Annotated in this window: 24 protein-coding genes and 1 pseudogene; 17 read left to right on the top strand and 8 right to left on the bottom strand. The window is 59.2% G+C overall.

Annotated elements, in window-relative coordinates; translation table 11 throughout:
- The first annotated feature begins 21 nt into the window (after nucleotides 1-21).
- Together MPRO_RS24190 and MPRO_RS25355 are read left to right on the top strand one after the other, a co-directional pair.
- On the top strand, nucleotides 22-3,177 hold the full coding sequence (locus tag MPRO_RS24190; RefSeq protein ID WP_082709097.1) for an NAD-glutamate dehydrogenase domain-containing protein: 3,156 nt from the start codon (nucleotides 22-24) through the stop codon (nucleotides 3,175-3,177).
- A gap of 89 nt (nucleotides 3,178-3,266) precedes the next feature.
- Nucleotides 3,267-3,356: pseudogene (locus MPRO_RS25355) on the top strand (4Fe-4S dicluster domain-containing protein); the annotation flags it as partial.
- Between the two features lie 283 nt (nucleotides 3,357-3,639).
- On the opposite strand, the gene MPRO_RS24185 reads toward MPRO_RS25355, so the two are convergent.
- Complete coding sequence (locus MPRO_RS24185) at nucleotides 3,640-4,740, bottom strand: zinc-binding metallopeptidase family protein (protein ID WP_067298880.1); 1,101 nt, start codon at nucleotides 4,738-4,740, stop codon at nucleotides 3,640-3,642.
- A 211-nt stretch (nucleotides 4,741-4,951) separates the two neighbouring features.
- On the opposite strand from MPRO_RS24185, the gene MPRO_RS24180 reads away from it, so the two are divergent.
- The 9 genes from MPRO_RS24180 (at nucleotide 4,952) to dnaB (ending at nucleotide 12,008) form a co-directional block, all read left to right on the top strand.
- Nucleotides 4,952-5,548 (top strand): aminodeoxychorismate/anthranilate synthase component II, encoded by a 597-nt coding sequence (locus MPRO_RS24180; protein ID WP_067298878.1) that lies wholly within the window; start codon nucleotides 4,952-4,954, stop codon nucleotides 5,546-5,548.
- Between the two features lie 173 nt (nucleotides 5,549-5,721).
- Entirely contained in the window at nucleotides 5,722-6,765 is a 1,044-nt protein-coding gene (gene trpD / locus MPRO_RS24175; protein ID WP_067298877.1) for an anthranilate phosphoribosyltransferase, read from the top strand.
- A complete protein-coding gene (gene trpC, locus MPRO_RS24170; protein ID WP_067298876.1) occupies nucleotides 6,762-7,574 on the top strand; it encodes an indole-3-glycerol phosphate synthase TrpC in 813 nt (270 codons plus the stop codon). The genes trpD and trpC overlap by 4 nt, the downstream gene beginning before the upstream one ends.
- Before the next feature lie 15 nt (nucleotides 7,575-7,589).
- Nucleotides 7,590-8,006, top strand: a complete 417-nt coding sequence (locus MPRO_RS24165) for an OsmC family protein (protein ID WP_216821364.1) — start codon at nucleotides 7,590-7,592, stop codon at nucleotides 8,004-8,006.
- A gap of 231 nt (nucleotides 8,007-8,237) precedes the next feature.
- A complete protein-coding gene (rpsF, locus tag MPRO_RS24155) occupies nucleotides 8,238-8,651 on the top strand; it encodes a 30S ribosomal protein S6 (protein WP_067298873.1) in 414 nt (137 codons plus the stop codon).
- 32 nt (nucleotides 8,652-8,683) lie between these two features.
- Complete coding sequence (gene rpsR, locus MPRO_RS24150) at nucleotides 8,684-8,911, top strand: 30S ribosomal protein S18 (protein WP_020681675.1); 228 nt, start codon at nucleotides 8,684-8,686, stop codon at nucleotides 8,909-8,911.
- Between the two features lie 15 nt (nucleotides 8,912-8,926).
- Nucleotides 8,927-9,775: a hypothetical protein gene (locus tag MPRO_RS24145; RefSeq protein WP_067298872.1), complete on the top strand. Its 849-nt coding sequence runs from the start codon at nucleotides 8,927-8,929 to the stop codon at nucleotides 9,773-9,775.
- A 38-nt stretch (nucleotides 9,776-9,813) separates the two neighbouring features.
- Nucleotides 9,814-10,260 (top strand): 50S ribosomal protein L9, encoded by a 447-nt coding sequence (gene rplI, locus MPRO_RS24140; protein WP_067298871.1) that lies wholly within the window; start codon nucleotides 9,814-9,816, stop codon nucleotides 10,258-10,260.
- A gap of 350 nt (nucleotides 10,261-10,610) precedes the next feature.
- Nucleotides 10,611-12,008: a replicative DNA helicase gene (gene dnaB, locus MPRO_RS24135; protein ID WP_067298870.1), complete on the top strand. Its 1,398-nt coding sequence runs from the start codon at nucleotides 10,611-10,613 to the stop codon at nucleotides 12,006-12,008.
- A 56-nt stretch (nucleotides 12,009-12,064) separates the two neighbouring features.
- Here dnaB and MPRO_RS24130 read toward each other — a convergent pair whose 3' ends face one another.
- The 7 genes from MPRO_RS24130 to MPRO_RS24100 form a co-directional block, all read right to left on the bottom strand.
- Nucleotides 12,065-12,496: an acyl-CoA thioesterase gene (locus MPRO_RS24130; RefSeq protein WP_067298869.1), complete on the bottom strand. Its 432-nt coding sequence runs from the start codon at nucleotides 12,494-12,496 to the stop codon at nucleotides 12,065-12,067.
- 147 nt (nucleotides 12,497-12,643) lie between these two features.
- Entirely contained in the window at nucleotides 12,644-13,177 is a 534-nt protein-coding gene (locus tag MPRO_RS24125) for a glycine zipper 2TM domain-containing protein (RefSeq protein WP_067298868.1), read from the bottom strand.
- Between the two features lie 115 nt (nucleotides 13,178-13,292).
- The gene (bioA, locus tag MPRO_RS24120; RefSeq protein WP_173645545.1) at nucleotides 13,293-14,585 is read right to left on the bottom strand and encodes an adenosylmethionine--8-amino-7-oxononanoate transaminase; all 1,293 of its coding nucleotides are present in this window, start codon (nucleotides 14,583-14,585) and stop codon (nucleotides 13,293-13,295) included.
- A 238-nt stretch (nucleotides 14,586-14,823) separates the two neighbouring features.
- Nucleotides 14,824-15,537: a tRNA (N6-threonylcarbamoyladenosine(37)-N6)-methyltransferase TrmO gene (gene tsaA, locus MPRO_RS24115; RefSeq protein WP_067298867.1), complete on the bottom strand. Its 714-nt coding sequence runs from the start codon at nucleotides 15,535-15,537 to the stop codon at nucleotides 14,824-14,826.
- A 55-nt stretch (nucleotides 15,538-15,592) separates the two neighbouring features.
- Nucleotides 15,593-16,339, bottom strand: coding sequence for a sulfite exporter TauE/SafE family protein (locus tag MPRO_RS24110; protein ID WP_067298866.1), 747 nt, complete (start codon nucleotides 16,337-16,339; stop codon nucleotides 15,593-15,595).
- Between the two features lie 130 nt (nucleotides 16,340-16,469).
- Complete coding sequence (locus MPRO_RS24105) at nucleotides 16,470-18,113, bottom strand: Na/Pi cotransporter family protein (protein WP_067298865.1); 1,644 nt, start codon at nucleotides 18,111-18,113, stop codon at nucleotides 16,470-16,472.
- A 105-nt stretch (nucleotides 18,114-18,218) separates the two neighbouring features.
- A complete protein-coding gene (locus MPRO_RS24100; protein ID WP_245635196.1) occupies nucleotides 18,219-18,950 on the bottom strand; it encodes a ComFC family protein in 732 nt (243 codons plus the stop codon).
- Between the two features lie 96 nt (nucleotides 18,951-19,046).
- Here MPRO_RS24100 and bioB point away from each other — a divergent pair, with 96 nt between their 5' ends.
- From bioB to MPRO_RS24070, 6 genes are all read left to right on the top strand, one after another.
- Complete coding sequence (bioB, locus tag MPRO_RS24095) at nucleotides 19,047-20,090, top strand: biotin synthase BioB (RefSeq protein WP_067298863.1); 1,044 nt, start codon at nucleotides 19,047-19,049, stop codon at nucleotides 20,088-20,090.
- Between the two features lie 73 nt (nucleotides 20,091-20,163).
- The gene (gene bioF, locus MPRO_RS24090; RefSeq protein WP_067298862.1) at nucleotides 20,164-21,348 is read left to right on the top strand and encodes an 8-amino-7-oxononanoate synthase; all 1,185 of its coding nucleotides are present in this window, start codon (nucleotides 20,164-20,166) and stop codon (nucleotides 21,346-21,348) included.
- Nucleotides 21,345-22,121, top strand: a complete 777-nt coding sequence (gene bioH / locus MPRO_RS24085; protein WP_067298861.1) for a pimeloyl-ACP methyl ester esterase BioH — start codon at nucleotides 21,345-21,347, stop codon at nucleotides 22,119-22,121. The genes bioF and bioH overlap by 4 nt, the downstream gene beginning before the upstream one ends.
- Nucleotides 22,118-22,921, top strand: a complete 804-nt coding sequence (bioC, locus tag MPRO_RS24080) for a malonyl-ACP O-methyltransferase BioC (RefSeq protein WP_067298860.1) — start codon at nucleotides 22,118-22,120, stop codon at nucleotides 22,919-22,921. The genes bioH and bioC overlap by 4 nt, the downstream gene beginning before the upstream one ends.
- A gap of 42 nt (nucleotides 22,922-22,963) precedes the next feature.
- Nucleotides 22,964-23,662, top strand: a complete 699-nt coding sequence (gene bioD, locus MPRO_RS24075; RefSeq protein WP_067298859.1) for a dethiobiotin synthase — start codon at nucleotides 22,964-22,966, stop codon at nucleotides 23,660-23,662.
- Nucleotides 23,663-23,764: 102 nt separating this feature from the next.
- Nucleotides 23,765-24,025 carry a hypothetical protein gene (locus tag MPRO_RS24070; protein ID WP_067298858.1) on the top strand — a complete coding sequence of 87 codons (261 nt, stop codon included), beginning with the start codon at nucleotides 23,765-23,767 and terminating at the stop codon, nucleotides 24,023-24,025.
- The last annotated feature ends 81 nt before the right edge of the window (nucleotides 24,026-24,106 follow it).

Genomic DNA, 24,106 nt, shown 5'->3' with positions numbered 1-24,106 from the left:
TGAATATTATTGGGGCAGAGCATGAAAATACCTATGGATGCCAGCACATCTCAGATGCCCGCGCCTGCGCGCATCGTCCGCAGTCAGTTCCTGGCCCTTACGCCGGGCGAGCAAAACCTGAGGCTAGCGGTTGCGGGGCAGGGGGCGCCTATGACCCTGTCGACGCTGCTGCCCATCGTCGAAAACCTGGGGGTTGATGTCATTAGCTCCGCCAGCATGCAGCAGCATGGCGACTGGGTGATTGAGCTGAGCCTGCAGCCCCGCAGTGCACTATTGTTAGAGAGTCCAGCGATGCAGCAGCAGTTTAGTCAGACGCTGCTGGCAGTCTCTCGGGAGGAGGTGGACAACGATGGCTTCAACAACCTGATTACCCTCTGTGCGCTGGATTTGCGTGGCTGTATTCTGCTGCGCGCCCTGGCCCGCTACCTTCTGCAGATCAAGCTGCCCTTCAGCCAGGCCTACATGCAGGGAGCACTGTGCCGTTATCCGCAGCTGGCCCGCGCCATGGTGGAATATTTTTACCTGAAGTTCGACCCTGCTGCCCAGGGCAGCGAGAGTGATCTTGATAATGCGCACCGGGCGTTGCTGGACCAGATTGATGGTGTGGACTCGGTGGACGACGACCGTATTTTCAATGCCTTTGTGGATGTGATCTGTGCCACTGTGCGCAGTAATTTTTTCAATCCCGCTGTTTGGGCCGATCCGCAGCGTTGCCTGGCGTTCAAGCTGTTGCCGGGACATATCCGCAATATGCCCAAGCCCGTGCCGGCCTTCGAAATCTTCGTCTTTGGCTCCGCTGTCGAGGGCGTTCACCTGCGCGGTGGCAAGGTGGCGCGGGGCGGCCTGCGCTGGTCCGAGCGGATGGAGGACTATCGTACCGAGGTGCTGGGACTGGCCAAGGCGCAGATGGTGAAAAACGCGGTTATCGTGCCCACCGGCGCCAAAGGCGGTTTTGTCTGCAAGGCGCTGGGTACGGAGACAGAACCGGCACTGCGTGCAGCTCGGGTGCGCCTGGCCTATTCAGCCTTCATCCGCGGCCTGCTGGATCTGACCGACAACCGTGTCGATGGCCAGGTGGTGCCTCCTCAGCACCTGGTGCGCTACGACGCTGATGATAGCTACCTGGTCGTTGCCGCCGACAAGGGTACGGCCACTTTTTCCGACCTGGCCAATGGCATCGCCGCCGAGTACGACTTCTGGCTTGGTGATGCCTTTGCCTCCGGTGGCTCCAAGGGCTACGACCACAAGAAAATGGGAATTACTGCCCGCGGTGCCTGGGAGTCCACAAGGCGGCTGTTTCGCGAGCTGGGGCTGGATACCCAGCGTCAGGCGTTCAGCGTTGTGGGGATCGGTGACATGTCCGGTGATGTGTTCGGCAACGGCATGCTGTTGTCGAATCAGATTCGTCTGCTGGGAGCCTTTAACCATCGGCATATCTTCGTCGATCCGACGCCCGACCCAGCGACCTCCTTTGACGAGCGGCAGCGGTTGTTTGTTCTTCAAGGCTCAGCCTGGAGCGACTATGATCCGGCGCTGATATCCGCAGGCGGCGGGGTATTCTCCCGCCAGAGCAAGAAAATCCCCCTGAGCCTGCCCATGAAGCAGGTCCTGGGTATCAGCGATGAAATTGAGTACCTTTCGCCCGACGCGCTCATCGCGGCGCTCCTGCGAGCACCTGTGGATCTGCTGTGGAATGGCGGCGTTGGCACCTATGTGCGCGCCAGCGACGAGGATGACCTCGATGTGGGGGATCGCATCAACGACGGCCTGCGCGTTGCCGCCACCGAGCTGCGGGCCCGGGTGCTGGTAGAGGGCGGCAATCTGGGGCTGACCCAGCGCGCCCGTATCGAGTTCGCCCGCCGTGGCGGCCTGATCAATACCGATGCTATCGACAACTCGGCCGGGGTCGACTGCTCCGATCATGAGGTCAATATCAAGATCCTGCTGGATCAGCGGGTGCGGGCAGGGGCCATGACGGCGCCGGCGCGGGATGAGCTGTTGCATGCCATGACCGATGAGGTGGCGGCGCTGGTGCTGCGCAACAACTACGGCCAGAGCAAGATGCTGAGCCAATCCAGCCAGACAGCACCGGCCTTTATCGCCAAACACGGTCAGCTGATTCAGCTGCTGGAGCGCGAAGGGCGGCTGGATCGCCAGCTTGAATGTTTGCCGGACGAAACTGAAATTGCCGAGCGCATCGCCCGTCAGGAAGGCCTGAGCCGGCCGGAAATTGCGGTGCTGCTGGCCTACAGCAAGAGCCGGCTGTTCGAAAAGCTTATTGACACCGACCTGATCGACGACCCCATCATTGCCGAATCCCTGTTGCAGTATTTCCCGGCCCTGTTGCGGGATAATTACCGCGACTATATCGAAAGCCACCCGCTACGCAAGGAAATACTCGCCGCCCAGCTGACTAACCAGGTCATCAATCGCATGGGGTCAAGCTTCTGTCTGCTGTTGCTGGAAGAGGTTAAAACCGATTGCGCCCGCTGGATTCGTTCCTATACGGTGGCGCGCGAGGCCCTGGGCATCGGCGATCTGGCGCGGGATATAGATGCGCTCGATATCAGCATCAGCAATCAGCAGCAGATGGGTCTGCAGCTGCGGATGCATCATCCGGTGGAGCGGGCGACCCACTGGCTGCTCAAGCATGCGGACTGGTCGCAGCCGACAACGGTGATCGCGACGCGTTTCCGCCAGGCCATTGACGACACCCGTGGGCGTATGCCCGTCACGGATGTAGCGGCGCAGGGGGGTCATGCGTTGCTGGAATCCAGGGTCGCTGAGCTTGAACGGCTGTATTTTGGCTTTGATATCGCCGCCATCGCCCAGCAGGCTGGATGCGAAGTGCCAGTGGCTGCCAGCGCCTGGTTCTGCCTTAACGAGTCTCTGGATCTGTTCTGGCTGCGCCTTGCCCTGGATAGCTTGCCGGCGTTCGACAAATGGCAGCGCAAAAGCAAACAGCAGCTCAGCGAGACACTGGATGCCGCCGTGCGGCGCCGGGTGCTGGCGCTGCTGCAGTCCAGCGGCGCCTGTGGCGGTGAGGGCGAATTTGCTGACCTGATCGAAAGTTGCGCCACGCTTGGTGAGCTGCGGGACAGCGTCGCTGAAGCTAAAGCACAAACCGGTCAGCATCTGGCGATGATGAGCTGCCTAGTCAATCAGCTGGCGGCTTGAGGCGATAGGGCTCTTGAGCTTTCAGCTGAGATCAAAGTGTCTGAAATAGTCCTTATTTACGACAAGCAATGCCCCTTCTGTGATCACTACTGCCCACCTGGGCGGAGCCTGCACAGCGCTTCTGCCCGGCGGGGGCCTATGAAGTGGTGGAAGGGGCGAGCGGCCCGCGCTTCCAGATAAGGTGAAAGGGGGGAGTGGAAAGAGAATTCGCCCGTATATCCTCGAAATTCGCCTGGGGCTCATTTCCCGGAATTCGTAAACTCATTCCAGGCTACCTGGCCTTGATGGATGCGGTGGAGCTTAGCGAAACCCATCGAGGTGAGCGCGGTACCGGTAATTGGTAAACCGGCAGCTTTCAGCCGTAAGCTTACGGCTGAAAGCTCTAATCACGAATCACAGGCCAGGTCAGCGCCTTGACGTCTCCGATAAAAGAGTGAACCCGCTGCGGAGTAAAAGCTCAGCCTAAGCCGGCTGCGCTTTTTGCTCGCGCTGATGAAGAATGATCTGGTGCACGAAGGACAGCTTTTCCATAGCCAGCGGCGCCAGTATGAAAGGGTAGAGGTCGGGCTGCCCCATGCTTTGATTCAGGCTGTTAAGAGCATAGGTGACCGGCAACCACTGCTCTATCAAGGGTTCGAAATTCTTGCTGCGATAGGGATCGAAGGGCACGCCTGTACTCAGTTCTTCAGCTTCTTCCACCCGGGGTTTGACCCTCAGGCCAAAGGCGCGGGCGGTTTCCAGGGTGTCGGCAATATGCAGGTAGTGAGCCCAGGTTTCAGCCCAGTCTTCCCAGGGATGGCTGCTGGCATAGGTGCTGACGAAGCTGTTTTGCCAGTCGGCGGGGGCGCCTTTCTTGTAATGATTCTGCAGGGATTTCTGATAGTCCTGCGTCTCGTCGCCAAACAGGGTTCGAAAAGGCTCCAGCCAGTCGCTGTCCATTACCAGCCTGTCCCAGTAATAGTGGCCCGACTCGTGGCGGAAATGACCCAGCAGGGTGCGGTAGGGTTCAGCCATCTGCTGGCGCATGTCTTCGCGGATGGCATCGTCGGCCTCGGCAATATTCAGCGTAATCAGACCAGCGGCATGACCGGTCATTACGCGCTCGTCGTCTTCATGAAACGCCTTGCTCAGATCATCCGCCAGAAAGGCAAACGCCAGCCCCTCGGCATCGGGTTCGGGCTTGGGCTCCAGTGGCAGGTCGAGGCGCATAAGGCTGAATACCAGTCGGCGCTTTTCCGCCTCCAGTCGGTGCCAGAGGGTCTTGTTTCCCTCGACTTTTAGGTCAGGAATGGTCTGGGTCAGGCGGCAGGCCACGCAGTACTTGCAGGGATCGCTGTCCGCGATCATCCAGTTGCACAGGTTGTGTTTGCTGTAGTTAAGGCACTTGCGATAACCGGCCTCATCGGGTTTGGCATCGACGGCAACCCAGCGATCACCGTGGGCCTGCAATGCCGAGAGCACCATTTTATCCGGCAGGAAGCCGAGTTCGTGCTGGCAGCGAATGCAGCTGAAATTATCGAAGTAGAGGGTCTGGCTGCAATGCTGGCAGGTGAATAGTTTCATGTCGGGCTCCTGATGTGCAGGCAGTGTAGCTGTACCCCGGTGACTGTAATAGCTTTCCCAATGCCAGCAAGAGGAAAAGCCTGCGAAGTCGTGTATTATTTGCCGTCGGGTTCGGCGTAGGCGCACAATGGCGCTTTTGATTCGCAGGCAATGAAATTGCCTCGGATTGGACGAATTAAGGCTTTATAAGTATCAACAGATTGGGTGCTATATGCTGCTGATGATCGACAATTACGACAGCTTTACCTACAACGTCGTGCAGTATCTGGGTGAGCTGGGCGCTGATGTTCGGGTATTTCGCAACGACGAAATTACCCTGGAGCAGATCGAAGCCCTGAACCCGGAGCAGCTGGTGATATCGCCTGGCCCCTGTACGCCCAAAGAGGCGGGGGTTTCAGTGCCGGCCATCGAGCAGTTCGCCGGCAAGCTGCCTATCTTCGGTATCTGCCTTGGCCATCAGAGCATTGGCCAGGCGTTTGGCGGCAAGATTGTGCGCGCCAAACAGGTGATGCACGGCAAGACTTCAATGGTGTATCACAACGACAGCGGTGTCTTTGCAGGCCTCGCCAACCCGGTGGAAGTGACCCGCTACCATTCGCTAGTGATCGAACAGGCGTCTCTGCCCGACTGTCTGGAAGTGACCGCCTGGACCCAGAATGACGATGGCACTCTCGATGAAATCATGGGCGTGCGTCACCGCAGCCTGGATATCGAAGGTGTGCAATTCCATCCCGAATCGATTTTGACACAACAGGGACATGAACTGCTGGCCAACTTTCTCAAGCGCCGCCGTCCACAGGCGGCCTAGCAACCCGGCAGAATGCTTGCAGGGTGTTGAAATACGTTGGCGAAGCAGTCAAGACAAGGCAAAAATCCGTGAAAAACCGCAGTTTACGCGGTGTAAATGAGGATTTTGAACGGGTTTTTAACGCAGGATTGGCCATGCAGGTAGTTTTTCAGCAGCCTGCTTAAGGAGAGGCAATGAATATTCAACAAGCGATCGCCAAGGTGGTCGACCATCTGGATCTCACGCGTGGCGAAATGACTGAAGTCATGCAGCAGGTGATGACAGGACAGTGCACTGAAGCCCAGATCGCGGGTTTCCTGGTGGCGCTGCGCATGAAGAGCGAATCCATCGACGAGATTACCGGTGCAGCCCAGGTCATGCGTGACCTGGCAACACCGGTGCATATCAATGCGGGCCACCTGGTGGATATCGTCGGCACCGGTGGCGATGGCGCCAACCTGTTCAATATTTCCAGCGCCAGTGCCTTTGTTACCGCCGCCGCAGGCGCCAGTGTGGCCAAACACGGCAACCGGGCAGTGTCATCCTCCAGCGGCAGCGCCGATCTGCTGGAGGCCTGCGGCGTCGATCTGACCCTCAATGCCGCCGGTGTGGCGCGCTGTGTGGAGGAGGTCGGTGTGGGCTTCATGTTCGCACCCAGTCATCACAGCGCCATGAAGTACGCCATAGGGCCACGCCGTCAGCTCGGTATTCGTACTCTGTTCAATATCCTCGGGCCCATGACTAACCCGGCCGGCGTCAAACGCCTGCTGATCGGTGTCTTCAGCGACTCTCTGTGTCGCCCGATGGCCGAGGTCATGCGAGAGCTCGGCGGCGAGCATGTGATGGTGGTGCACGCCCACGACGGACTGGATGAGATCAGCCTGGCGACCCATACCCATGTGGCGGAGCTGAAAGACGGCGTAGTGACCGAATACAGCCTGACGCCTGAAGATGTCGGCATCGAGAGCCAGAGCCTGATCGGGCTTGAGGTCAGCAGCTCGGCGGACTCCTTGCGCCTGATCATGGATGCCTTCAAGAACGCCAACAACACCGCAGCGCGCAAGGCTGGCAACATCATTGCGCTCAATGCAGGTGCGGCCATCTACCTGTCCGGTTTGGCTGCAACCCTGGCCGATGGTGTAGTTGTGGCACGTAAACAAATGGAAAGCGGTGCGGCGCTGGAAAAGATGGAACAACTGGCAGCCTTTAGTCAGCAGCTGGCGCAGGAGCAGGCATGAGCAACGAGACACCCACGGTTCTGAAGAAAATACTGGCGCGCAAGGCCGAGGAAGTCAGCGAGCGTTCGGCGAAGGTATCGATTGCCGATCTCAAGGCGCGCATTGCCGACCAGGCGGGCTCCGCCACTGATCCCCGTGGTTTTGTTGACAGCATGGCGCGCAGCATTGCCGCCGGCCGCTCGGCGGTGATCGCCGAGGTGAAGAAAGCCAGCCCGTCCAAGGGGTTGTTGCGTGATCCCTTTGTGCCGGCCGATATTGCTCGCTCCTATGAGCGTGGTGGCGCCAGCTGCCTGTCGGTCCTGACGGATCTCGATTACTTTCAGGGCTGCGAAGCCTACCTGCAAGAGGCTCGCGCGGCTTGCAGTCTGCCGGTGATCCGCAAGGACTTTATTGTCGATCCCTATCAGGTATATGAAGCCCGGGCCATAGGGGCGGACTGCATCCTGCTGATTGTGGCGGCACTGCAGGATCAGCAGATGGCGGATCTGAACGCCCTGGCGCTGGAGCTGGGTATGGATGTGCTGGTGGAGGTGCATGACAGAGCAGAGCTCGAGCGCTCCCTGGGGCTGGGCAACCGTCTGGTGGGCATCAACAACCGCAATTTGCACACCTTTGAGGTGTCGCTGAACAACACTATCGAACTGCTGGATCAGGTGCCGGCTGATCGTATCGTCGTGACCGAAAGCGCCATTACCGGGCCTGCCGATGTGGCACTGATGCGTGGGCACGGCGTGCACAGCTTTCTGGTGGGCGAAACCTTTATGCGTGCCGAAGACCCGGGTCTGAAGCTGGCTGAACTGTTTGACTGATAGGGAACTGCAAAGATGACAATGAGTGCCAAGGTTCAGTGGGCAGGTGATGATCGTTTCAAGGCGACCACAGGCTCCGGTTTTGATGTGATGGTGGATAGGGATCTGAAAGAAGGTCCGCGCCCAATGGAACTGCTGCTGGCCAGCCTTGGCAGCTGCAGCAGCGTCGATGTGATGGCGATCCTGCGCAAGAGTCGCCAGGATGTTACCGCCTGTGTGGTGGAAATTGACGCCGAGCGCGCCGATACCGTACCCGCGGTGTTTACCGCCATTCATCTCAAGTTTGTGGTGACGGGGCGCAAACTCAAGGAAGCCCACGTCAAGCGTGCGGTACAGCTGTCGGCTGAGCAGTACTGCTCGGTATCGCTGATGCTGGAGAAGGGCGGCGTAAAGATGAGCCACAGCTACGAGATTGTCGAACTCGACGTTTAAGGTTCAAGCCGTAAGCCGTAAGCCGTAAGCCGTAAGCCGTAAGCGTACGGCTTAAGCAGAGAAGCCGAAGCCCATGCCTTCGGTTTTATCTGACTGCATTGCATCTGCTGTGTAATCTGCGTATAATTTCGCGTCCATTTGTACTTCATTAACCTCCTTGCTTTCGCGTGCATACACAGGTTTGTCCTGTTCAATAGCTCGTCGAAGGCTGTAAAACCGAAAGGAGTTCCAATGCGTCATTATGAAATCGTATTTCTGGTTCACCCGAACCAGAGCGAGCAGGTTCCTGCGATGGTTGAGCGTTACACCGGCGTTATCGAAGGTGCTGACGGCAAGATCCACCGTATGGAAGATTGGGGCCGTCGTCAGCTGGCTTACCCAATCAACAATGCTCACAAGGCACACTACATTCTGATGAACGTAGAATGCAGCCAGGAAGTTCTGGACGAGCTGGAAAACATGTTCCGTTACAACGATGCTGTTCTGCGTAACATGTTCATCCGTCGTAAAGAAGCGATCACTGAAGTTTCTCCGATCAAAGCTGCTGAATCCCGCGAAGAGCGCAAGCCGCGTCGTGAAGATTCCCGGCCAGAAAGGCAGGAAGAGAAACCGGCTGAAGCTACTGAAGAAGCTGCTGCCGAGTAACCCCACCTTTTATTTGATTGAGGAGAAATCCCATGGCTCGTTTTTTCCGTCGCCGCAAGTTCTGCCGTTTCACGGCGGAAGGTGTTAAAGAGATCGATTACAAAGATCTGGAAGTCCTGAAAGGTTACATCACCGAAACAGGCAAGATCGTACCCAGCCGCATCACCGGCACCAAGGCGCGCTACCAGCGTCAGCTGGCGACTGCGATTAAGCGTGCGCGCTTTGTCGCGCTGCTGCCGTACACCGATAGCCACCTGTAAGCCGGGTTAATCGTCATGCGCAAGCTGGCTGAGCTGATAATGCGCGGCCGCTCGCAGGCGATACTGGTGGTGTTTATCGCCACCATGCTGCCGATGATGTACTGGATCAGCGCAGCGGCCGTCGGCCTGGTCACCCTCAGAAGAGGGACCAGCGATGGTGCCGGACTCCTGGCCTGGAGCTTGCTTCCGGCCGGAGCCTGGGGGCTGATCGGAGATCCGACCCCCGCTCTGGTTATCCTGGGTACTTACGTACTTGCAGTGATACTCAGACGGACGGTGTCCTGGGGCACCACCCTTGCGGTTTTGATACCCGTGGGTGTACTTGCCGGCATAGCTCTTGAGCAGATGCTGCGCGAGGTTCTGGGGCAGTTGGTCGAGGTTGTACAGGAACTGCTGGCACAGTCGCAGGCGACAGTGCCAGGCGCCGAGCTCGGTGCTGATGGCTGGTACCAATTGCTTGCCGGTGGCCTTAGTGCCTCCCATGCGGCAATGATGCTGGCCAGTCTGGTGCTGGCACGCTGGTGGCAGTCGGTACTGTACAACCCCGGTGGCTTCCGCGAGGAATTTCACCGGCTAAGGCTGAGCCCGTCACTGACACTGGCTGTCATGGCGGTGCTGGTCCTGGGGCCGCAGTTCGGTCTCGTAATGGTGCACTGGTTACCATTACTGGTTTTGCCGCTGGTATTTGCCGGTCTGGCTCTGGTTCACGGCAGCGTGGCCAAACGGAAAGTAGGGGGTGCCTGGCTGATCATGTTTTACATGGCGGTCGTGGTGCTGGGCCCTTACCTGATTACGATGCTGGTGTTGCTGGCTGTGATAGACAGCCTGGTCGATATCCGTCGACGCATACCGGCCAAGACTTAGTACTGCAATGACATTTGCAGAACAAAGAGGTTTACGAGATGGAAGTTATTCTGCTCGAAAAAGTTAGCAAGCTGGGTAACCTGGGTGACAAGGTTAACGTTAAAGCCGGTTTCGGTCGTAACTACCTGGTTCCTCAGGGCAAGGCTGTATCTGCCACTGAAAACAACGTAGCGAAGTTCGAAGAACGTCGTGCGGAACTGGAAGCTTCTGCTGCCGCCAAGCTGAGCGACGCTCAGGCTCGTGCAGCTCAGCTGAACGAACTGGAACTGTCTGTTGTTGCCAAAGCTGGCGACGAAGGCAAACTGTTCGGTTCTATCGGTACTCGCGACATCGCTGATGCGATCTCCGGCTCCGGTGTTGTTGTTCAGAAAAGTGAAGTTCGTCTGCCAGAAGGTGCTATCCGCACAACTGGCGAGTTCGAAATTAACTTGCAGCTGCACGCTGAAGTGAATGCGACAATCAAGCTGAACGTTGTTGGCGAATAATTTCGTCTGACAATTTGTTTGCTGAAAAGGCACTGCGTAGAATACTGCGCAGTGCCTTTTTTTATGTACAGGATGTACGGTATGCCGCGGGCGCATGGATGCGCAGGAGCGGCGATGTCAGGATGTACGGTCCCCTAACTTTTGCTCCAGCAAAGTAAGGATTTCCGCCATCCTTGGCGGTCATGCTGCGGGCGCATGGGACGTTTTTTGCTCCTGCAAAAACGGCATTCACGCCTTCCCTGGCGCTCATGCGCAAGAGCGGCGCATTGGTGATGCCTGAAAGGCACGGCTAAGCGATAGATAGACCCCTGTTTAGGCAGACTCCAGTTTTTTGGCTTGTAGGTTATACGATGGACTTTTCAGAACTGCATGATGATGATCTGGCCAGTATCAAGCTGCCGCCGCACTCTATAGAGGCGGAGCAGTCGGTACTCGGCGGACTGATGCTGGACAACAGCACCTGGGATACGGTGTCCGAGATACTGACCGAGGATCTGTTCTACCGTCGGGATCACCGTCTGATTTTCCGCTCCATGGACAGGCTGATCAATGCCAGTCAGCCTGTCGATGTGGTGACTGTGCAGGAAGAGCTGGACCGGGTCGGTGAGCTTGAAGCCGGCGGCGGGCTGGAGTATCTGGTGACGCTGGCGCGCAATACGCCCAGTGCCTCGAACATTCGCGCCTATTCCGAGATCGTGCGTGACCGCGCCCTGCTGCGTCAGATGATCTCGGTGTCCCAGGAAATTTCCGACAGTGCCTTTAATCCCGAGGGGATGCTGCCTGAGGATCTGCTCAACGATGCCGAACGCAAGATCTTTCAGATCGCCGAGAGCCGGCCGAACCAGGGTGGTCCGGAGCCGGTTAATCCGCTGCTGAAAAAGGCCGTTGAGCGCATCGACATGCTGTTCAACAACGCCGAGGCCATGACCGGGGTTTCCACCGGCTTTGATGATCTGGACGAGAGCACCACGGGTCTGCAGCCATCGGATCTGATTATCATTGCGGCACGTCCGTCCATGGGTAAAACCACCTTCGCCATGAACCTGGTGGAAAATGCCCTGATGCTCAGTGGCCGTCCGGTGCTGGTTTTCAGTCTGGAAATGCCTGCCGACCAGCTGGTGACGCGTATGCTGTCATCCCTTGGCCGCATCAACCAGACCAAGGTGCGTACCGGTCAGCTGGAAGAGGAAGACTGGCCGCGTCTGACCACGGCGGTCAATATGCTGCGTGACAAGCCCCTCTATATCGACGATACCGCCGGTATCAGTCCGAATGAAATGCGCTCCCGAGCGCGGCGTATCAAGCGCGAACACGGCGATCTGGCCCTGATCATGATTGACTATCTGCAGCTGATGCAGATCAAGGGCACCAAGATGGAAAGCCGTACGGCAGAAATCTCCGAGATTTCCCGTTCCCTCAAGTCCCTGGCCAAGGAAATGGAGTGTCCGGTGGTGGCGCTGTCGCAGCTGAACCGAGCACTGGAGCAGCGGCCCAACAAGCGCCCAGTGAACTCCGACCTGCGTGAATCCGGCGCCATCGAGCAGGATGCCGACGTCATCATGTTTATCTACCGTGATGAGGTGTACAACGAGGACAGCGAGCAGAAGGGGATCGCCGAAATCATTATCGGCAAGCAGCGAAACGGCCCCATAGGCACAGCGCGACTGGCGTTTATCGGCAAGTACACGCGCTTTGAGAACCTGGCGCCACAGCATTACGAAGAGTACGGCGGCTTTGACGGCGGCTGATGTGCCATTAGCTCAGATGCAAACAGCCCAGACCAGGGCTGTTTCTGTATTTGGGGTCAGGTAGTTTTCTGCATGCGGTCGCGGAATTTCTGCGGTACGGCCGTGACCTTGCGTTCTTCGTAGTCGAAAAATACCATGCCGGTTTTTGCGTGAGCCACCTCCACCGCGGTTTTCTTGTTGCTCAGCAGATAATAAAAATCACAGCCGTACTTATTGAAGTCGCTGATGCAGACATCGATCTGCAGCACGTCACCATGAAAGCCTTCTGCCTTATAGATGACCGCCGAGTCGGTCATGATCATGCCTACCCCTTCGACGTTCAGCTCGCCATAGTTGTACTGCGCCAGAAAGCGCACCCGGGCTTCGTGAATCAGGGCAATGATGGAGTCGTTGCTCAGATGGCCGCCGTAATTGATATCGCTGATGCGTACCGGCAATTCGGTGGTAAAGGTAAAGTGCTGTGGCATCTCAATCTTGATACGTGGCATTGCTGTTTCCGCTGCAGACCCATGTCATTAAAGCATAATGAAAACAGGCGCTTGGGTCGAGCCTGAGGGGCAAGCTACAGGCTATCTCCAAACAGACACAGAAAAGGGGCCGACGAAGGGCCCCTGTGTACGCGCTATGCTGTGGTCTTACTGGGCGTTAAGCACCAGCTTGCCATCCTTGAGCGGGATGCTGTTGCCGGGGTTGTGGTCCATGCGCACTGAAGCGACCTGTTCGCCGATGCGGTATTCGACATCGTAGCCAATCAGGTCCTTGCGGCTATCGTTGACGGTGTTGCAGACCCTTTCGGTGGTGGTATAGGTGTCTTTTTCCTGCAGGTTTTTTTGTACCTGGTTGCCGGCATAGCCACCGGCGGCAACGCCTGCGATGGTTGCCAGCTTCTTGCCACTACCGCCGCCAACCTGCTTGCCCAGCAGGCCGCCGACGACGGCACCAACGACGGAGCCGGCAACGCGGTTTTCATCCTTCACCGGTGCCTGACGGGTGACAACGCGGTCTTCACAGACTTCGCGCGGTACCTTGGTGGTCTTGAATGCTTCAGTGACCTTGAGCACTTCGGCTGCGGCGGGCGCTGAGTTCATCATCTGATATCCGGCGAAGCCGCCACCCGCCGTGACGAGAACGGCGCCCAGAACAGTACCTACGAGCATTGATTTGTTCATTTTTTATATCTCCCGGGCAAAGGTTTGACTGCTGCCTCTGCGGTCTGAATATCTATAACTACACATTATAGTCGAGCGAGCCTGTACCTGAGTTGAACGGCCGGGCATCGCCGGCTTAGACGCGGGCCAGCACCCGCACCATGGCGCTGGTCAGGGTAGCCAGATCCTCATCCGACATTACGTATGGCGGCATCACATAGACCAGCTTGCCAAAGGGCCTGATCCAGATGCCCTCGGCGACGAATTCCTTCTGGATGGACACGGTGTTCACCGGTGCCTGCATTTCCACCACGCCTATGGCGCCCAGACAGCGGACCTCGGCCACGCCTGCCAGCTCGGCGGCGGGAGCAAGGCCGGCCTTAAGGCCGCGCTCGATACGCGCCACATTGCCGGCCCAGTCACCTTCCTGCAGCAGTCGCAGACTGGTGGCCGCCACAGCGCAGGCCAGCGGGTTGGCCATAAAAGTCGGGCCGTGCATAAAGCAGCCGGCGCCTCCGGCCGAAATGGTCTCGCCTATATCGCTGCGCGTGAGGGTCGCCGCCAGAGTCATGTAGCCGCCGGTCAGCGCCTTGCCGACACAGAGAATATCGGGGGTAATGCCGGCGTGTTCGCAGGCGAACAGCTTGCCGGTACGGCCAAAGCCGGTGGCGACTTCGTCGGCAATCAGCAGTACCCCGTATTCGTCGCACAGGGCACGGGCGCGTTTGAGGTATTCGGGATGATAGAAACGCATGCCGCCGGCACCCTGGACTATGGGCTCCAGAATCAGGGCGGCAATATGGCTGTGCTCTTCTGCCAGCAGGCGTTCCAGTGCGCTGATATCGCTGTAGTCCCAGTCGCCGTCGAAGGGGATTTCGGGGCGCGGTGCAAAGAACTGCTGTGGCAGCACACCGGTAAAGATTTCATGCATGCCGCCAACTGGGTCGCACACCGACATGGCGCCGAAGGTATCGCCGTGATAGCCGCTGCGAATGGTCAGCAGACGGTGCTTGGCTGGCAGGCCCTTGGCGTGCCAGTACTGAATGGCCATCTTGATCGCCACTTCCACCGCCACTGAACCTGAGTCGGCGATAAAGACCTTGTCGAGCCCCTCGGGGGTCATCTCCACCAGGCGTTGAGCGAGTTCGATGGCAGGCTCATGGGTGATACCGCCGAACATGACATGGCTCATGCGATCAATCTGGGCATGGGCCGCGGCATTGAGCTCCGGGTGGCCATAGCCATGAATGACCGACCACCAGGAGGCCATGCCGTCGATCAGCTCGCGGCCATCGGCCAGTTCCAGTCGCACACCTTTGGCGGCGACGACTGGGTAGGCCGGCGGCGGGTTGATCATCGAGGAGTAGGGATGCCAGATATGCTGCTGATCGAATGCTATCTGTTCAGATGTAATCTTTGGGCTGGGCATAAAAACTCGCTATGCAGCCTGTCGGGCTTGGCCGGTCGTAGCGAGGGAAAGACCGGTTTGAATTAGTTTTTGAGCTCTTTTGAGGAGAATAGTGGTTCTATTTAACAAAAAAGAGTGCATAAACTGACCAAATTCGGCTTTTCCACAGTAGATCAGTGTTAAGTCCGACAGGCTGCTATGGATAAATAATGAGCACTATTAGAGCGAGCTTCCACTCTGGGTGCAAGAGCCGACGGCGTCAGTCGGTGTGGGGCAGAATCTCCAGTACATGGATCTGGTCCTGATCGATGCTCCAGCGGATATTCAGATCATGCAGGCGAATACCGTAGATGCGATCTGCCTGCTTTTTCTGATAGGCAGGGCGCGGGTCGCAGCGCAGCAGGTCTTCGACCTGGCGGCGCAGCGGCTCTCTGCGGCGGCGTTCGTACTCGTTACAGAGGTGCTCCGCCTGCTCGCTGAAGCGGACCGGCAGATCCAGCAATTCGATGCGCTCGGCCAGCTCGAAGGTGGCGCTGTCAATACGATCCGAGTAGGGCAGATAGGGCTTGATATCAAACACCGGGGTCTGGTCCAGCAGGTCGGCGCCGCTGATATCCAGCAACACGCGATCGCCTTCAAAACGGATGCCCTCCAGCCGCACCGGTGACAGGCCTATGGGGTTGGGCCTGAAGGGTGAGCGGGTAGCGAAAACGCCGATGCGCTGGTTGCCGCCCAGGCGTGGCGGGCGCACCGTTGGGCTCCAGCCTTTGTCGACACATGCGCTGAACAGGAACAGCAACCAGATATGGCTGGCCATTTCGAGCCCGCGCACCGACTCCCGGTTACCGTAGGGCGGCAGCAACTCCAGGGTGGCGCCAACGGAGTGCACCAGGCCTGGCTGGCGCGGAATACCGAACTTTTCCTTGTAGCCGCTGTGGATAAGTCCGATGGGCTGAAATTCAATGGGCTGCATCAGTCGTCATTTGAAGAGTTAAAGCCCGGCAGTATAACAGCCAGGCCCAGTGGTATCAGTGACTGAACACATCGTAAAACAGCTTGATGCCGGCCAGCATCAGAAAGCCATAACACAGATGATAAAAAACGCGTTCATTGATGCGGTGCTGCAGCCAGGCGCCGGTCAGCACGCCCACCGGTGCCAGTACCGCCAGCACCGCCGAGGTGGTCAGCAGGTCGGTATTGAACTGGCCGAGCATGCCGTAGGGGATCAGCTTGATGTAGTTGACGGCGGCGAAGAACACGATGGTGGTGCCGATATAGGCCTGCTTTTCCAGTCGCAGCGGCAGCAGATAGATATTCAGCGGGGCGCCGCCGGCATGCACGCTGAAACTGGTGAAACCGGATAGCGCTCCCCAGAAGCTGCCGCGGGCAAGGCTCTGTTGCTGCGGCTGCTGGCTGCTTTTGCGCAGGTAGTAGTTGAGCGTAAAACTGATGGCAATGGTCCCGACGATCAGACGGATATGATCATCGGTCAGGTAGCGAAAGCTCAGTGCCCCCAGCACTATGCCAACCAGCGCTGCCGGCAGCAGAGTTTTCAGGCAGCGGGCATCTCCCTTGCCACGGAATTTCCACAGCCCCACCAGATCCATCAGGCAGAGGATGGGCAGCATGATGGCGGCGGCGATGGTGGGTGGCACTGCGAGTGCCATCAGAGGTACGGCGATCAGACCCAGGCCTCCGCCAAGGCCGCCTTTGGAGATACCGACAATCAGTACCGCCGGTATGGCGACCAGATAGAAAAAAGGATCCTGGATCATGGCAGGCGAGTCCGTTCAAGGCTGGGCGGGCGCCTATCCTAAGGCCGGGCGCCGGGCCTTGTAAAGCTAGGGCGCTCGATACCCGGGCCTCAGTTCTCGCGCTGACGATTTGTTCCCGGGGGCGCAGATCTCAGTGTTGTGGCGAAGTCGTTGCGGTGTGCGCCGCATCGCGGTGTTGCAGTGGCGTGATACCGCTCCAGTAGCGGGATACCTTCTCGGCCTGTTCGGCCAGGCGATGGATGTGACTCAGGGCATCCAGCAATTGCACCGTATCTTCCGGCGACAGGCGTCGTTCAGTGGTGGCCAGCAGGATGGATGTCTTGAGGCTCTGGTACTGGCGTTCCAGCTGGTGCAGCAGCAGGTGTGCCCTGTCGGCACCGCTATCAACGTTGTCGTCGATTTCGCAGGCATCAATCAGTGCGATACTGGCCTTTTGATACTGGTGCACGTCGCGTCTTGTCGCTTCGTCGGCGATGACTTCAAAGCGGTCATAGTACCCGGGCAGCAGGCACGACAGGCGGCTGACTTCGTTGAGGTAGCGCACCAGCCGCAGCGCCGTGGGCAGAGTGGCGCTGATTTCGCTGCTGATATCGTTCTCGGCTATGCGCTGGCAGAAAGCGCCGATCTTGCCGACCAACTGATCGACCCCCAGCTGCTGGGCGCGCAGGCGGCTGGTATCACCATTGCTGGAGCTGATGGCCTCGCGCGCCATGCGTGAACAGATCTGGTCCAGGCGTGTCATTTCCTTGGCCATGGCTTCGATGGCCAGGGGCGGCATCTGTACCAGGGTCTCGTCAAGGTAACGGGGGCGTCCCTCGTCTTCCTCCTGAGTGCAGAAACGACGCTCCAGAATCGCCACCAGACGGTCGGTGAGGGGCCAGAGCAGAGCAACGCCGACCAGATTGAACAGGGAGTGGAACAGGGCCAGCAGCAGCACCAGATCAAAGCGTGCGGCATCTATGTGGTTAACCCAGGGAGCCAGCAGCAGCAGGAGCCCAAGCCCGACAAGGCCGGTGATCAGGTTGAACAGGACATGGGCGGCGGCGATGCGCTTGGCGTTGGAGGTGGCACCCAGAACTGCAATGATGGAGGTGGAGGTGGTGCCGACGTTGGCGCCGATCACCATGGCGGCGGCGGCGGCGAGCGGGATGGCGCCGGACGCAGTGAGGGACAGGGTGATGGCCAGGGCGGCGGCGGAGGACTGCATCATCAGAGTCAGTACGAAGCCTGCTGCGACAAACAGCATCAGGCTTAGGCCGTTGCTGCCAAGGGCCGACAGGTCCAGATGCTGCTCAATGTCGGCAAAGGCCCCCTTCAGAAAATCCAGACCGATAAAAAACACCCCGAAGCCTGCCAGCGCAAAGCCGATATGGGCCAGGCGACCGCGTCCGGCCAGATGCAGCAGCATGCCGCCCCCGATCAGTGGCAGCGCCAGGGCGCTGATCTTGATCTTGAAGCCGATTAGAGCGATAAGCCAGCCGACCATGGTGGTGCCGATGTTGCAGCCGTAGATAACGGATACCGACTGGGCCAGGGTGAGCAGGCCTGCGTTGACGAAGCCGATGGTGGCGATGGTAACGACACCGGAAGATTGCACCATGGCAGTGATCAGAGTGCCGGAAACGAGCCCGCGCAGCCGTGAGCGGGTGCCGGTGCGCAGAATCTGCTTGAGTGACGAGCCTGCTGCCTTGCGCAGCCCCTGGGTCATGAGGTGCATGCCCAGCAAGAATAATCCGATACCGCCGACAAGGTCTCCAAGCAGGGTGAATTGCATGCATAGCCTCCTTACTGACTGAGGCTCGGTCTTCCAATCAGGCGCCCGAGGTACATTAAAGCGTAGGCGTGCTTTGGCTGTTGCTTCAAACCAATTGTCGAATCTTCAGTGATCGCCCGGTGAAGGCGTGCGGGCCAGAACCCAGATTTCCACCCGGCCGACACCGGATTTTTTCAGCAGTCGGCTAATTTCACTCACAGTTGTACCGGTGGTCATGACATCGTCGATCAGGGCGACATGATCATAGGTCGGGCCACTCCAGCTGAAGGCGCCCCTGAGATTACGCCGCCGGGCCTCGCCCTTGAGTTCCATCTGGTGTGCGGTTTCCTTCGGTTTGGTCAGGCTGCGCAGGTCGGTCGGTATTCCGAGATCCCTGCCAAGGCGCCCGGCCAGCAATGCGGCCTGGTTGTAACCACGTCGGCGCAGTCTCGACGGCGCAAGGGGAGTGGGTATCAGCACCTGTGGCAGCGCTTGTGAAGGCTCATGTGAAAGGTCGTCTGTGTTGTCCTGCAGGGCGCAGGCAAGGCTGTCCGCCAGCCAGCCCAGGTGCCCGGTCTGGCCGTGGTATTTGATCAGTGGTATCAGCTGGCTGAGGGGAAAGCGATAGGCAAAGGCTGCGAAGGTGCGGTCAAAAGGGGGCGGTCGCTTCTGGCAGCGACCGCAGATCAGGCCGTCGCTGCCTTCAAGGGGCAGGGCGCAACGCCGACAGGCGGGCGCAATACGGGGCATGTCCGCAAGACAGCGATGGCAGAGGCCGGCGCGGGCTTGTGGATATTGCAGGCATAGACTGCAAGTCTGGTTAAAAAATAACCCAAGGTTTACTGTTGGTTTATACATTGGTTGACAGATCCTTCTGTCTGTTTATTATGGCTGCCTAGACTTTACGTGGCGCCCGGTTGCGCCTGACAGAATTTTTGATAGGGATTCGCCAAGATGCAAGCCAAGGCCGCTGTTCGTCACGACTGGACCCAGCAGGAAGTTCGCGCATTGTTCGAACTGCCGTTCAATGATCTGCTGTTTCAGGCCCAGACGGTGCACCGTCAGTACTTCAATCCCAATGAAGTCCAGGTTAGCACCCTGCTGTCGATCAAGACCGGCGCCTGTCCGGAAGACTGCAAGTATTGTCCGCAAAGCGGCCATTATAATACCGGTCTCGAAAAAGAACGCCTGATGCAGGTCGACAAGGTGCTGGAGAAGGCCCGCGCCGCCAAGGCGTCAGGCTCCACCCGTTTTTGCATGGGGGCTGCCTGGAAACATCCGGCGGAAAAGGACATGCCCTATGTGACCGAGATGGTGCGCGAGGTCAAGAAACTGGGCCTTGAAACCTGCATGACCCTGGGCATGCTGAATGAAGACAAGGCCGAGCGCCTGGCTGAAGCGGGTCTGGATTACTACAACCACAACCTCGATACCTCGCCTGAGTATTACGACAAGATCATTACCACCCGCACCTATCAGGATCGCCTGGATACACTGCACCATGTACGCGAATCGGGCATGAAGGTCTGCAGCGGCGGTATCCTGGGCATGGGCGAAACCGCCACAGACCGTATTGGCCTGCTGAGCCAGTTGGCGAACCTGCCGCACCACCCCGAGTCCGTGCCCATCAACATGCTGGTCAAGGTCAAGGGAACGCCGCTGGAGAACGCCGAGGATCTGGATCGCCTCGATTTTATCCGCACCATTGCGGTCGCCCGCATCATGATGCCCGAGTCCCATGTACGCCTGTCCGCCGGGCGTGAGAGCATGAGCGACGAAATGCAGGCGATGACTTTCTTTGCTGGCGCCAATTCGATCTTTTACGGCGAATGCCTGCTGACCACGCCGAACCCGGATACCAATAGCGACCTGCAGCTGTTCAAGCGCCTGGGCATCAACCCCGAGCAGCGGATTTCCGAATCCGACGAGACGCAGCAGGAACAGCTGATGCAGCAGGTGCAGACCAATCAGGACAGCCCGCGCTTCTACCCCGCCTGATTTTCTTGTGTCTCTGACCCCAGTCGCGCGCTGAACATACAGGCGCGGCTGGGGGCCATAGCTGGAGTGACCCATGTCCTTCGATCAGTTGCAGGCCGAGCTGGACCAGCGTGAACGTGATGCTTTGTACCGCCGCCGCCGCGTGCTCGACAGCGCCCAGGGGCCTGAAGTGCAGGTCGATGGCAAGCGCTATCTGGCGTTCTGTTCCAACGACTATCTGGGCCTGGCCAACCACCCCGAGGTGGTTCGCGCCCTGCAGCAGGGCGCCGATCGTTACGGTGTTGGCGGAGGGGCTTCCCATCTGGTTAACGGCCATGGCCGTGCCCACCATGCGCTGGAGGAGGCCCTGGCCGAATTTACCGGTCGCGAGCGGGTGTTGCTGTTCTCCACCGGTTATATGGCTAACCTTGGCGCCATCAATGGCCTGCTGGGCAAAGCCGATGCGATATTTCAGGACCGTTTAAACCATGCCTCCCTGCTCGATGCAGGCCTGCTGAGCGGCGCCCGTTTTCAGCGTTATCTGCACAATGATGTTGCCAGTCTTGAGCAGCGCCTGGCCAAAACCACCGGCCGACGCAAGCTGGTGGTGACCGATGGCGTCTTCAGCATGGATGGCGATCTGGCGCCGCTGCCGGCGCTGGCATCTGCTGCCAGGGCAGAGAACGCCTGGCTGATGGTGGACGATGCCCACGGTTTTGGCTGCATCGGGCGTGGCGGCCGAGGCATTGCCGATCACTTTGACCTGGGCCAGGACGAGGTGCCGGTACTGGTCGGCACCCTGGGCAAGGCGTTTGGCACCTCCGGCGCCTTCGTGGCCGGCTCCAGCGCTTTGATCGAAACCCTGATCCAGTTTGCCCGTACCTATATCTACACCACCAGCATGCCGCCTGCGGTGGCCTGTGCTTCCCTTGCGAGCCTGCGCCTGCTGGAGGCCGAAGACTGGCGCCGTGAACATCTGAACGCGCTTATTGCACGCTTTCGAAGCGGTTGTGAACAGCTGGGCCTTAACCTGATGGCATCCCCCACACCTATCCAGCCTATTCTAATCGGCGAGGCCGATGCGGCCATGGCCATCAGCGCAGGACTAGAGGCGCGGGGCATCTTTGTCGGCGCCATACGCCCGCCCACGGTACCGGTGGGCAGTGCCCGTCTGCGCGTCACCCTCAGTGCCAGTCACACCGAAGCCCAGGTCGATGAGCTGCTTGAAGCCCTGGGAGAAGTGATAGGCGCGCAGACGGACGGAGCCCTCCCGGGATGAGTCTGCATATCGAATACAGTCCCAGAAGCGGACGGCCCCTGCTGGTGTTGCTGCATGGCTGGGGCCTGCACAGCGGTGTCTGGCAGCCGGTGTTGCCGGCGTTGCAGCAACATTTTGATACGGTGCTGGTGGATCTGCCGGGTCTTGGCCGTTCGCCTGCGCTTGAGGGGCCCTGCAGTGTGCAGGCGCTTGCCGCCGAGGTATTGCAGGCGGTGCAACAGCAGCTGTCTGAAAGTGCCATCTGGCTGGGCTGGTCCCTGGGTGGGCTGGTGGCAGCGGAGGCTGCGCGCCAGGCGCCGGAGCGCGTACGTGCCCTGGTGACCGTGGCCTCCAATCCCTGCTTTGTGGCGCAGCATGACTGGCCCTGTGGCATGGCACCTGACACTTTCGACGGTTTTGTCAGCGCGCTGGCGAGCGATCCTGGCCGTACCCTGGCAAGCTTTGCCTTGCTGCAAAGTCGAGGTGAGGGCGCGCGGGACATACTGCGGGCGCTCAAGGCGCTGCTGGCAGAGTCTGAGCCGGCAGCCCTTGGCGACACTCTGCAGTTGCTGGCCGGCGACTATCGCAGCACCCTGGGCGCTTTGACGCAGCCCGTCCTGCATATTCTGGGGGGGGATGACCAGCTGGTTCCGGCCAGTGTCGAGGCGCCCTTGCAGCAACTGCAGCCGCAGGCGCAGTTACACTCATACCCGGGTGCCGGTCATCTGCCGTTTTATTCACACCGGGCGCGCTTTGTCGAAGACCTGATTGCTTTTGTCGGAGGCGAGCTGTGAATGCCGCTGCGCTGCTCGACAAGCATCGCATCGCGGATTCGTTCAGCCGTGCGGCCCTGACCTATGACGCTGCGGCCGAGCTACAGCGCCAGATCGGTCATCAGCTGCTGGAACTGTTACCCTCGGGCGGCCCGGGGGAGACGCCAGGACGGGTGCTGGATCTGGGGTCTGGTACTGGATACTTTACGCCGCTGCTGCGCCAGCGCTTTGCCGCCAGCCAGCTCGTTAGCCTGGATCTGGCCCAGGGCATGCTGGCCTACGCGCGCCAGCACAGGCCGGATTCCCATGCCGCCTGGGTCTGCGGCGATGCCGAGGCGCTGCCGCTGGCCAGTGACAGTCTGGACCTGATCTTTTCCAGCCTGGCGATTCAGTGGTGTGAGCGCCCTGATCGGCTGTTTGCCGAGATCGCACGGGTGCTGCGCCCCGGTGGGCGCTTTGTGGTGGCAACGCTTGGGCCTGATACCCTGCACGAGCTGCGTGATGCCTGGGCGCAGGTGGATGGCGACATGCACGTCAATCGCTTTGCGCCCCGTGAGCAGCTGCTTGAGGGCCTGCCGGCTGGGCTGCGTCTGCAGAATTTCAGCACCGAAAATCGTGTGCTGCGTTATACCCAGCTACGTCAGCTGACCTCGGAGCTAAAGGGTATAGGGGCGCACAACATGAACCAGGGCCAGGCCGCAGGCCTTACCGGCAAGGCCCGGGTACAGGCGTTCAAAGCCGCCTACGAACAGCACCGCGATGCCGAGGGCCTGCTTCCTGCGACCTATCAGGTTTATTATCTGCAGCTGCAAAAAGACTGATCTCTTGCCGGGCCTTGCCCGCGTTCAACGGAACTCACAGACATGGCCAAGCATAATTTCTTTGTCGCCGGCACCGATACCGATGCCGGTAAAACTTTGGTAAGCACCGGCATATTGCAGGCCGCCAACCGGCTGGGCCTGCAGACCATCGGCCTGAAACCTGTGGCTGCGGGCTCAGAGGAAACGCCCGAGGGGCTGCGTAACGATGATGCGCTGAAGCTGCAGCAGGCCGCCTCGATCAAGCTGGGGTATGACTCGGTTAATCCCATTGCCCTGGCAGCGCCGGTGGCACCCCATATTGCCGCCGCCCAGGTTGGGCGTACCCTGTCGGCCGATCGTATCGCGGCACTCTGTCGCGGCAGCATGATGCAGCGCGCTGATCTGCTGCTGATCGAGGGGGCTGGCGGCTGGCGGGTGCCGCTGAACGGGCGGGAAATGCTGTCGCGGGTGCCACAGCTGCTGGAAACACCGGTCATTCTGGTCATCGGCATGAAGCTGGGTTGTATCAACCACGCGCTGCTGAGCGCAGAAGCCATAGTGCGTGATGGCCTGCGCATCGCGGGCTGGGTGGCGAATCGTATTGACCCGGATATGGCCTGTTATGAGGACAACCTGGCAACACTGCGTGGGCTGTTTCAGGCGCCGCTGCTGGGGGAGGTGCCTTACCTGGCGAGTCCGACGCCGGAGGCGGTGGCGGACTGTCTGGATCTGTCGGCGCTGCTGGCTGACGCCGGGATCTGAACAGACTTTGTACAGTGCTGGCCCGGCAGCGAGGTGCGCACTATACTGGAGCGGTAGTCTGCGCCACGGAAAATCTGCGAAGACAGCCAGGGAGATACTGATATGAACGTTACAACAGCGCCGCAGTCCGGTTTGCTCGGTCTGAATCGCGGCATCGACAATGTGCAGAAAGTCGCCGGTGATATCACCGGATCCGGCAAGGCTGACAAGGCGGAGCTGGCCAGCGGTCGCGCACCCAATGAGGTGGTTGAAACCTCGGCGTCGGCCCGGCACCAAGCCCCGACTACTCAGGTGGTATCCGAGGTGAAAGAATCCAACGACCTTGAAGGCGTTCTTGGCGCCATTATTGATACTCACGCCTGATGCTGCGGCGGACGTTGCAACTCCCCCTGCTTGTGTGAGTCAGCCGCTGTCTTTTCCACTGTCCGTTTTCAATTGATTGCA

The sequence above is a fragment of the Marinobacterium profundum genome, assembly GCF_001528745.1.
In the GTDB taxonomy this organism is placed as follows: domain Bacteria; phylum Pseudomonadota; class Gammaproteobacteria; order Pseudomonadales; family Balneatricaceae; genus Marinobacterium_A; species Marinobacterium_A profundum.
Note: the sequence above shows the minus strand (reverse complement) of the source record. Positions and strands in the feature narration are given on the sequence as shown.

What these genes read in the sequence shown, in the direction of transcription:
- MPRO_RS24145 (WP_067298872.1), top strand. Translation starts at nt 8,927, where the DNA reads ATGCGCAAGCTGGCTGAGCTGATAATGCGCGGCCGCTCGCAGGCGATA.
- MPRO_RS24165 (WP_216821364.1), top strand. Translation starts at nt 7,590, where the DNA reads ATGACAATGAGTGCCAAGGTTCAGTGGGCAGGTGATGATCGTTTCAAG.
- MPRO_RS24100 (WP_245635196.1), bottom strand. Translation starts at nt 18,950, where the DNA reads ATGTATAAACCAACAGTAAACCTTGGGTTATTTTTTAACCAGACTTGC.
- bioB (WP_067298863.1), top strand. Translation starts at nt 19,047, where the DNA reads ATGCAAGCCAAGGCCGCTGTTCGTCACGACTGGACCCAGCAGGAAGTT.
- bioH (WP_067298861.1), top strand. Translation starts at nt 21,345, where the DNA reads ATGAGTCTGCATATCGAATACAGTCCCAGAAGCGGACGGCCCCTGCTG.
- MPRO_RS24105 (WP_067298865.1), bottom strand. Translation starts at nt 18,113, where the DNA reads ATGCAATTCACCCTGCTTGGAGACCTTGTCGGCGGTATCGGATTATTC.
- bioA (WP_173645545.1), bottom strand. Translation starts at nt 14,585, where the DNA reads ATGCCCAGCCCAAAGATTACATCTGAACAGATAGCATTCGATCAGCAG.
- rpsF (WP_067298873.1), top strand. Translation starts at nt 8,238, where the DNA reads ATGCGTCATTATGAAATCGTATTTCTGGTTCACCCGAACCAGAGCGAG.
- MPRO_RS24180 (WP_067298878.1), top strand. Translation starts at nt 4,952, where the DNA reads ATGCTGCTGATGATCGACAATTACGACAGCTTTACCTACAACGTCGTG.
- MPRO_RS24190 (WP_082709097.1), top strand. Translation starts at nt 22, where the DNA reads ATGAAAATACCTATGGATGCCAGCACATCTCAGATGCCCGCGCCTGCG.
- rplI (WP_067298871.1), top strand. Translation starts at nt 9,814, where the DNA reads ATGGAAGTTATTCTGCTCGAAAAAGTTAGCAAGCTGGGTAACCTGGGT.
- bioF (WP_067298862.1), top strand. Translation starts at nt 20,164, where the DNA reads ATGTCCTTCGATCAGTTGCAGGCCGAGCTGGACCAGCGTGAACGTGAT.
- MPRO_RS24110 (WP_067298866.1), bottom strand. Translation starts at nt 16,339, where the DNA reads ATGATCCAGGATCCTTTTTTCTATCTGGTCGCCATACCGGCGGTACTG.
- MPRO_RS24125 (WP_067298868.1), bottom strand. Translation starts at nt 13,177, where the DNA reads ATGAACAAATCAATGCTCGTAGGTACTGTTCTGGGCGCCGTTCTCGTC.
- tsaA (WP_067298867.1), bottom strand. Translation starts at nt 15,537, where the DNA reads ATGCAGCCCATTGAATTTCAGCCCATCGGACTTATCCACAGCGGCTAC.
- bioD (WP_067298859.1), top strand. Translation starts at nt 22,964, where the DNA reads ATGGCCAAGCATAATTTCTTTGTCGCCGGCACCGATACCGATGCCGGT.
- trpC (WP_067298876.1), top strand. Translation starts at nt 6,762, where the DNA reads ATGAGCAACGAGACACCCACGGTTCTGAAGAAAATACTGGCGCGCAAG.
- MPRO_RS24070 (WP_067298858.1), top strand. Translation starts at nt 23,765, where the DNA reads ATGAACGTTACAACAGCGCCGCAGTCCGGTTTGCTCGGTCTGAATCGC.
- MPRO_RS24130 (WP_067298869.1), bottom strand. Translation starts at nt 12,496, where the DNA reads ATGCCACGTATCAAGATTGAGATGCCACAGCACTTTACCTTTACCACC.
- dnaB (WP_067298870.1), top strand. Translation starts at nt 10,611, where the DNA reads ATGGACTTTTCAGAACTGCATGATGATGATCTGGCCAGTATCAAGCTG.
- rpsR (WP_020681675.1), top strand. Translation starts at nt 8,684, where the DNA reads ATGGCTCGTTTTTTCCGTCGCCGCAAGTTCTGCCGTTTCACGGCGGAA.
- MPRO_RS24185 (WP_067298880.1), bottom strand. Translation starts at nt 4,740, where the DNA reads ATGAAACTATTCACCTGCCAGCATTGCAGCCAGACCCTCTACTTCGAT.
- trpD (WP_067298877.1), top strand. Translation starts at nt 5,722, where the DNA reads ATGAATATTCAACAAGCGATCGCCAAGGTGGTCGACCATCTGGATCTC.